This window comes from Halorubrum yunnanense, from assembly GCF_026586675.1.
In the GTDB taxonomy this organism is placed as follows: domain Archaea; phylum Halobacteriota; class Halobacteria; order Halobacteriales; family Haloferacaceae; genus Halorubrum; species Halorubrum yunnanense.
Genome location: NZ_JAODIX010000058.1, coordinates 1 through 4,995 on the forward strand (window position 1 = coordinate 1; position 4,995 = coordinate 4,995).

Sequence of the window (4,995 nt, forward strand, 5' to 3'; positions counted from 1 at the left end):
GGCTTTGGAGTTTGTAGACACAGTCTCCAAACCCTGCTGCTTCGCACGTGACGCTTTCTATGACAGGCTCGCCTATTATAAACCTGTTTAATACAGTTCTACCTGAATTCACCTGATGTCACGTGATTCGGGGCGTCAGGCGGACACGGTATCACGCCGAAAGTATCTGCTCTCGACGGCTGCCGTCGGGGCGGCCGGCCTCGCTGGGTGCAGCGGCAACAGCGACAACAGCAGCGATGGTGGCGACGGTAGCGACAGTGGGAGTGGGAGCGATGACGGTAGCAACTCCATCGACTCCTCCTCGTCGGCTCCGGCGACGGTGACCGCCGAGGGGTCGTCGACGGTGTACCCCATCTCGAACAGGGGGAGCTCCTACTGGAACTCGAACTCGCCGGCGAGCGACGGCGAGTACTGGGGGGCCAACGACGAGTCGTCGGTCGCCGGGTGGGACCAGATCGAGACCGACATGAACATCGCCGACTACTTCGCCAGCCTGTACGGCTTCGAGCCGTCCGGTGAACGGTCGAACCCGCCGTTTGCCACCCGCGTGGCGCTGAGCCACTCGGGGACCGGCTGTGAGGCGGTTCGAGATGGGCTCGTCGACATCGGGAACTCTTCCGGACCGATCACGGCGGAGCTCGACATCAGCGAAGAGGAGCGCGACGCGAACTACGTCGACCACGTCGTCGGCCGCGACGGCCAGCCGGTGTTCGTGAGTCAGGCCATCTACGACGCCGGTGTCGAACAGCTCACCGGCGAGCAGATCCGCGGCATCTACCAAGGCGACATCACCAACTGGAGCGAGGTCGGCGGCCCGGACAGCGAGATATTCGTGGTCGGCCGCGCAGAGGGGTCGGGCACGGACACCTCGTTCCGGCTGAACATGCTCGGCGACGCCGACGCGCCGATGGATGTCGACAGTCGCTTCGGACAGAATCAGCAGGTCCAGCAGGTCCTCCAAGACAACGACAACGCCATCGGCTACATGGCGCTGGCATTCTCCGGGTCGGGGATCCAAGCGATCGGCATCGAGTTCGAAGGGACGCTGTTCGAGCCGGACGCCGACGCCGAGAACACCATCTTCGACTCGGAGTACCCGCTGAACCGGGACCTGCACATGTACACCCGGATCAACGAGGAGACGCCTGACGGCACGGACATGCGCGAGGCCGCCTTCCTCAACATGTTCCTGACCGAGTTCGGCCAGAAGACGTTCGTCGAGGACGTCAACTACATCACGCTGCCCACGTCCGACATCGAAGCCGAACGCGAGAAGCTCCCCGATCAGGCGTAACGTCTCGGTCGCGCGGACGCTCGCTTCGCGCTTCGACCCCATTATATGTCACTTACCCCCAAAACCGATTTGCGTGCTAGCATCGAGCGACGGCTGACCAGAACACAGGAGTTCGTCGACGACACCGACCCGGGAGCGCTGGCAGTGGTCCTCGTATCGATGGGGTCGCTACTGGCCGCCTTCGTCGGGTTCCTGCTGGCGTCGCCATGGACGGCCGTTCCGTTCGGTGCGTTCCTGATCGCTACCGGGTACGGCTGGGCGCGTCATCAGGCGCTCGTCGCCCGCGCGGTCACCTTCGCGATGACGACGGTGACGCTCGTGACGCTCGGGCTCATCGTCGTGTTCATTTTCGCCGAATCGATTCCGGCGTTTCAGTACGAGACGGCGAGCGTGTTCGGCGTCTCCGTTCCGGGACTCGGAATGTTCACACAGGCCCGTTGGGACGCCGTCTCGGAGCCCGTTCGCTACTCGCTGCTCCCGATGATTCACGGGACGGTGATGGTGACCACCATCGCGACCCTCGTGGCGGCCCCGCTCGGCGTCGCCGCGGCGCTGTTCATCGCCGAGATCGCACCGCCGCGGGTCCGCGAGCTCGTCAAGCCGGGCATCGAAATACTGGCGGGCATCCCCTCGATCGTCTACGGGTTCATCGGGTTCACCATTATCAACCCGTGGGCGGGCGGCGCGTTCGCCCTCAACGGCGGCTCGACGTATCTGTTCGTGGGGATAGTCGTCGGACTAATGGCGTTGCCGACGGTCGTCTCCGTGGCCGAGGACGCGCTCACGAGCGTCCCGGACGTGATGAAAGACGGGTCGCTCGCGCTCGGGGCGACCGACTGGCAGTCGATGACCTCGATCACGCTGCCGGCGGCCTTCTCGGGCGTCTCGGCGGCCGTGCTTCTCGGCGTCGGACGGGCTATCGGTGAGACGATGGCCGCGACGGTGATGCTGGCCGGCGTTCCGCGGATCAGCGAGCCGCTCGTGAACGTCTTCTACGGCTACGAGACGCTCACGTCGCTCATCGCTCGCGGCTACGGCAGCGCGAACGGCGTTCACGAGAGCGCGCTGTTCGCCGCCGGCGTCGTCCTGTTCGTGACCGTGTTGTGTCTGAGTATCGGCTCGCAGTACATCGAGGCGCGTATGCGTCGCCGCCTGGGAGGTGTCGAATGAGTCGCGCCACTCAGACCGCGCTCGTCCGGGACGACCGCACGGTGTACGAGGCCGTCGCCGGGACTGCGGTCGGGCTCTCCGGAGTCTTATTCGCTGTCGGCTTGGCGGCACTGCTGGGCGTTGTCGCGATCGACGACCCCGTTGCCGGCTTCGAACTCTCGGTGGCGTTCGGTGCGGTGCTACTCGCGCTCGGAGCGGCAGTCGTTGGCTTCGGGGTCGCCTCACGGTTCGGGTACGTTGACGCGGCACCCCAACCCAGCGCGGGGATCGTGGCCGCGGCCGCGTTCACGGGGATCTGGTTCGCCGCAGGCGCGATCGTGTCGGGAGCAGTTAGGCTCGGAGCCGGCGGCCGGCTCGGCGTCGGGGTGATCCTCGGCGGGATCGCATTTGCGGCGACCGCGTTCCCCCGCGAGGATGTCGGATCGACGCTGCCCGCGGGGGCCGTCGCCGGCCTCTGCGGACTGTCGCTCATCACCGGCGTCGTCGGCCCCGGGTGGAAGCAGGTGCTGGTCGGGTACAACGCGACGCTGTTCGGCGATACCGTCGTTCCTCTGATCGTGTTGTTCGCCTCGCTGGTGGCCGGTTGGAGCGCCGCGAAAGCGTACGGCGGATTCGGCGCTCGGGGACGGAACGTCGGCGCGTACGTGCTCATCTACCTCGTCGTCTCCTCGATACTGGCCGTCCTCGTCGGACTCGTCGGGTTCGTCACAGTGAAGGGGCTTCCCGGGCTGTTCAACGGGTTCGGTGTCGGTGGTGCGGCTCTCATCAGCTGGCCGTTCCTGACCAACGGTGCCGGGCTGTTGGCCGATATCGCGGGCGTGTTCCCCGCGCTCGTAGGGACGGTCTGGTTGGTCATCGGTGCCGTCCTCTTCGCCGTGCCGACCGGCGTCGGCGCCGCCGTATTCCTCAGCGAATACGCCGAACAGGGCCGATTCACCGGTGCCGTCGAGGTGGCGACCAACGGCCTCTGGAGCACGCCGAGCATCGTGTTCGGCCTGTTCGGTGCCGCCTTCCTGATCCCGCGCTTCGGCAATCAGAAATCGCTGATAGCCGGAATGTTGACGCTCGGGTTCATGCTGTTGCCGTTGGTGTTGATCACGAGCCGAGAGGCGATACTCGCGGTACCCGACGAGTACCGTGACGCCAGCGCGGCGCTCGGCGTCTCCAAGTGGCAGACGATCCGTAGCGTCGTCCTCCCCGCGGCGATTCCGGGAGTGACCACCGGCGTCATCCTCGGTGTCGGACGTATCGCCGGCGAGACCGCCCCCCTCCTGCTGACGATGGGTGGTGGCGTCCTCCCGGCGAAATCCGCTGCCCCCAACGTGTTGGGGGGCTTCCAGCTGAGCGGGTCGCCGCCGTTCGTCAGCAACCCCGCGTTGTTGGAAGCGACGAGCGCGTTGCCGTATCAGTTGTACGCGCTCATCACGGCGGGCCTGAGCGGGAACATCCAGAATCCACAGGAGTACGCGTGGGGACTGGCGCTGACGCTGCTGCTCGTCGTGTTGGTCTTCTACGCGGTCGGTATCGCGACGCGCTACTACTTCAGACGGAAACTTCACCAATGAGTCAGACAGAGACCGAAGCGACCACGGCGAACCGCACGGACAGTCAGGGAGTCTCCACGACCGCCGGCGAGACCGTCGAGGAAACGCGTCCGGAGTGGACGCGCTACGAGGCCGGTGGCGAGACGAAACTCGCCGTCGACGACCTCGACGTCCACTACGGAGATGACCACGCGCTGAAGGGGGTCTCGATGGATATTCCCGAGCAGAGCGTGACGGCGCTCATCGGCCCGTCCGGGTGCGGGAAATCGACCTTCCTCCGGTGTCTCAACCGGATGAACGACCGTATCCGCGCCGCCCGCGTCGACGGGACGGTCGAGCTCGACGGCGAGAATATCTATCAGGACGGCGTCGATCTCGTCGAACTTCGCAAGCGGGTCGGAATGGTGTTTCAGAGTCCCAATCCTTTCCCCAAGTCGATCCGCGAGAACGTCTCCTACGGACCGCGGAAACACGGCGATATCGAGACCGGACTGCTCGCCAAGCTAACGGGTCGCGCGGAGCCCGACCGCGAGGAGGCGCTCGTCGAGCGGTCACTCGAGCGGGCCGCCCTGTGGGAGGAGGTGAACGACCGGCTTGAGGATAACGCGCTCGGGCTGTCCGGCGGCCAACAACAGCGTCTCTGTATCGCTCGGTGTCTGGCCGTCGACCCAGAGGTTATCCTGATGGACGAACCGGCTTCGGCTCTTGATCCGATCGCCACCTCGAAGATCGAGGACCTCATCGAAGACCTCGCGCAGGACTACACGGTCGTCGTCGTCACTCACAGCATGCAACAGGCCGCCCGGGTCTCCGACCAGACCGCGGTTTTCCTCACCGGCGGCGAGCTCGTCGAGTACGACGACACGGAAGAGATCTTCGAGAGTCCCGAGAGCCAGCGGGTCGAGGATTACATCAGTGGTACGTGTTTACCCTGAGAAGGATTTCGGCACTCTCTCGTAGGTTGCCCCTGACCTAACAGTAGAGCAA

Annotated in this window: 4 protein-coding genes; all 4 read left to right on the forward strand. The window is 65.3% G+C overall.

All coding sequences use genetic code 11. The annotated features are described in order from the left end of the window. Window positions 1-115: 115 nt before the first annotated feature. The 4 genes from N5096_RS12900 to pstB are packed head-to-tail and all read left to right on the forward strand — an operon-like array spanning window position 116 to window position 4,943. Entirely contained in the window at window positions 116-1,294 is a 1,179-nt protein-coding gene (locus N5096_RS12900; protein WP_267665237.1) for a substrate-binding domain-containing protein, read from the forward strand. A 45-nt stretch (window positions 1,295-1,339) separates the two neighbouring features. Next, window positions 1,340-2,464, forward strand: coding sequence for a phosphate ABC transporter permease subunit PstC (pstC, locus tag N5096_RS12905; RefSeq protein WP_267665238.1), 1,125 nt, complete (start codon window positions 1,340-1,342; stop codon window positions 2,462-2,464). Beyond that, window positions 2,461-4,029: a phosphate ABC transporter permease PstA gene (gene pstA / locus N5096_RS12910; protein ID WP_267665240.1), complete on the forward strand. Its 1,569-nt coding sequence runs from the start codon at window positions 2,461-2,463 to the stop codon at window positions 4,027-4,029. Before pstC ends, pstA begins: the two co-directional genes overlap by 4 nt. Further along, window positions 4,026-4,943 carry a phosphate ABC transporter ATP-binding protein PstB gene (pstB, locus tag N5096_RS12915; RefSeq protein ID WP_267665239.1) on the forward strand — a complete coding sequence of 306 codons (918 nt, stop codon included), beginning with the start codon at window positions 4,026-4,028 and terminating at the stop codon, window positions 4,941-4,943. Before pstA ends, pstB begins: the two co-directional genes overlap by 4 nt. The last annotated feature ends 52 nt before the right edge of the window (window positions 4,944-4,995 follow it).